Annotated in this window: 3 protein-coding genes and 1 pseudogene; all 4 read left to right on the top strand. The window is 49.0% G+C overall.

The features are described 5' to 3' along the window. The coding region (locus ACLU24_RS14590) for a DUF3021 domain-containing protein (RefSeq protein WP_412613358.1) at window positions 1-293 on the top strand (293 nt) is incomplete at its 5' end. Between the two features lie 101 nt (window positions 294-394). Beyond that, window positions 395-709, top strand: a pseudogene (locus tag ACLU24_RS14585) (DUF3848 domain-containing protein); the annotation flags it as partial. 28 nt (window positions 710-737) lie between these two features. Further along, on the top strand, window positions 738-1700 hold the full coding sequence (locus ACLU24_RS14580) for a toprim domain-containing protein (RefSeq protein ID WP_148341803.1): 963 nt from the start codon (window positions 738-740) through the stop codon (window positions 1698-1700). After that, complete coding sequence (locus ACLU24_RS14575; protein WP_148341802.1) at window positions 1697-2746, top strand: DUF3846 domain-containing protein; 1050 nt, start codon at window positions 1697-1699, stop codon at window positions 2744-2746. The genes ACLU24_RS14580 and ACLU24_RS14575 overlap by 4 nt, the downstream gene beginning before the upstream one ends. The last annotated feature ends 229 nt before the right edge of the window (window positions 2747-2975 follow it).

Here is a 2975-nt window from a genome sequence, read left to right as displayed (position 1 = left end):
CCGGTCTGAGCGGAATAATGGGCACAGGCTTTGCAATGGCTTCGGTTATTTGGGAAATTGATTCGTGGAGTCTTGCAAAGCAAAGCGGGTTTTATTTTGCAATTGCTTGCGTGATTATGTTCCCCATCTCTTATTTTGCCAACTGGATGCCCCATTCGACCGGTGGAATTCTGTCTTATGTAGGTATATTCGTAGCGATCTTTCTCGCTGCTTGGGTAGCTCAGTATTTTGTGTGGAAAAGGAAGATTAAGAAAATGAACGAAGGCATTAAGGATAATAACGATATGAATTGATCCCGCCGCTTTGTTTTAACAATAGAATAAGCCACATACATAGCCGCTTGGTTTTCAAAAGAAATCAGGCGGCTATTTCTATTTTGAAGGAGGTGTTCGCTATGAGCGTAAAAGATTACAATGCTCGCCTTTATGAGAAAATGAAAGCCGAGCAGGACAAATACCGGGACTGGCTACTGCATCAGGAGCCGTCCGAAATCCTCAACCACACCTACGAATACACGATGCGGGAGGACATCGTAATGTGTATGGAGGAGCTGGAGCTTGAGCCGGAAAAGGCAAGGGCTTTGCTTCGTTCCCCTTGTCCTCTGAGTGATGTGTATAAGGAGTTCCGGGACAGAGAAACCGAGCATATGGATACCATCCGGGACTCCATCGAAACGGAAGCGGATAAGAGCCTGCAACGGCAGGAGAAGAAACAGCAACGGGAAAGCAGGTGATTTTATGCCGTATATCCCACCGGAGGTGGTGGAACAGGCACGGCAAATCGACCTGTTGACCTATCTGCAAAGCTGTGAGCCACAGGAGCTTGTCCGCATTTCCGGCAACAATTATACCACCCGCACCCACGACAGCTTGAAGATTTCAAACGGCAAGTGGATGTGGTGGTCACAGCGCATCGGCGGCTACAATGCCCTTGACTATCTTGTGAAAGTCAAGGGCTGTTCTTTTGTAGAAGCGGTCGAAACACTGATGGGAAAGGCGGCGGTGATGCCGACGGTGACGGTCAAGCCCAAGCAGAAAACAGAGCCGAAGATCTTGCTTCTGCCGGATAAAAGTGCTTCCACAGAAAGAATTACAGAGTATCTTTTCGGCAGAGGCATCGACTATGCCATCATCCAATACTGCATTGACAAGGGGCTGATTTTCGAGAGCCTGCCGTATCACAACCTTGTGTGCGTGGGCTTTGATGAGAAGAATATCCCTCGCTATGCGTCCTACCGAGCGACCAATGACCGCCGTGTTTTGGGTGACTGCTCCGGCAGTGACAAGCACTATTCTTTTCGGATCGCAGACAGCGACAGCAGTACGGTGCATCTCTTTGAGTGTGCCATTGACCTGCTTTCCTATGCGACACTTGAAAAGATGGCGGGCAGAGAGTGGCGTACAGACAACCTTGTTTCCCTCGCCGGTGTGTATCTGCCCAAGGAGAGAATCGAGGACAGCACTACTCCTGCGGCTCTTGTGAAGTACCTCGATGAGAAGCCGCAGATAATGAAAATCTTCCTGCACTTCGATAACGATAATGCCGGGAGAAAAGCCAGCCTTGCGCTGAAAACCATATTGCCGAGCAAGTATGAAGTCATTGACAGCCCTCCGCCCTGCGGCAAGGACTACAATGACTTTCTTTGTTTCCAGCTCGGTATCCACCGCAACAAAACCAAAGAAAGGACGAATGAACGATGACTGAGTTTAGCATTTATCAGATCAATGTGGACAGGGATACCGCCAATGTGTGCTTCATCGGAATGGAATCCCTCGAAAAAATCAAAGGCACTAAGGAAGTCAACGCAGCCGCTTACGACAGAGTTTATGACGGCAAAATGGACTGTATCTCCCTCGAAAACATCTATCAGAAGTTCAATGTTGACCATCCTGCCGACTACAAGGGACGCTCTCTTTCCGTATCGGATGTAGTCGAAATCAGGGAGAGTGACACCCTGAATCCCGGCTTCTACTTCGTGGACAGTATCGGGTTCAAGTCGATTTCTTTCGACAAATCGCTCTGCAAGGAGCCGGTGAAAGCAAGCGACGGAAAGATTTCCGTTCTGCTTGTGGAGCCGAACAAGTACCCCAAGATGATCAAGATCGACGACACCTTGGAAGCGATGCAGGAGGTGGTCGGCGGCGATATTGAGGAATATATGCCTTTTGAAGATGAGGTCGCCATCATCTGCAATGAGGAGGGCAAGGTCAACGGGCTGACCCCGAATCGTGCGGTTTATGGAGAGCCACAAGCCGTTGAAATGACCTTTGCCGAAATGCGTAGCCGCTTTTGTGAAGCGGAAAATGAGGGCAAAGAACACCTCTCCGGCTATATTGTTTTCACGCAGGATAGCTTTGACAAGCCATACGATGAGAGGTCAAGAACCTATGGCGTCAGCTCCAACAACAAGGCGTTTCAGGCTGGAATGGGTGGCTATTCCATCTTCGGGTCGTGCCTTGACGGAACTGACCCGTGCGTCAGACTGGACGGTTATATGTTTGGCGAGAACGCTTGGAAAATTGAAAAGTGCTATATGATGGAGCCTTCCCGTGAGATGCTGGACATTATCTGCGGGAAGTTTTTCATTGCTTACGCACCTTTCGATGCAGAGAGGTTCCAGTCCCTCCCACCTGACCTTGCGGAGAAATACCGTGAGAAATTCAAATACCCCGAACGCTTTATGAGAGTCAACAATGAGATCGTAGCTGTGCCTTTTAAGCCAGTCAGGGCGGACAAAGAACGCTGATCTCAATGAGAACGGGGTTCCCCCGAACGCTCTGTATTATCTTAACGAGCAGACTGTTTTTACTCCTACCGGCAAAAACAGTAAATCGCTCGTTAGGGGAACCCCCTAATACCCCGTGCAAGAAGCACCACACATTTCAAGAGAAAGGATGAAATCCATTTATGAAAAGAACGATCAAGAAGCAGTTTTGGTTTTCCCGTGACGAAGCGCAGGACTTGCAGAAGAAAGC

Origin of the sequence: Pseudoruminococcus sp. (assembly GCF_047012705.1) — a bacterium.
Lineage (GTDB): Bacteria > Bacillota > Clostridia > Oscillospirales > Acutalibacteraceae > Pseudoruminococcus.
Note: the sequence above shows the minus strand (reverse complement) of the source record. Positions and strands in the feature narration are given on the sequence as shown.

Bases quoted from the DNA above. Each gene is read 5' to 3' on its own strand.
- ACLU24_RS14575 (WP_148341802.1), top strand. From the start codon at position 1,697: ATGACTGAGTTTAGCATTTATCAGATCAATGTGGACAGGGATACCGCC.
- ACLU24_RS14580 (WP_148341803.1), top strand. From the start codon at position 738: ATGCCGTATATCCCACCGGAGGTGGTGGAACAGGCACGGCAAATCGAC.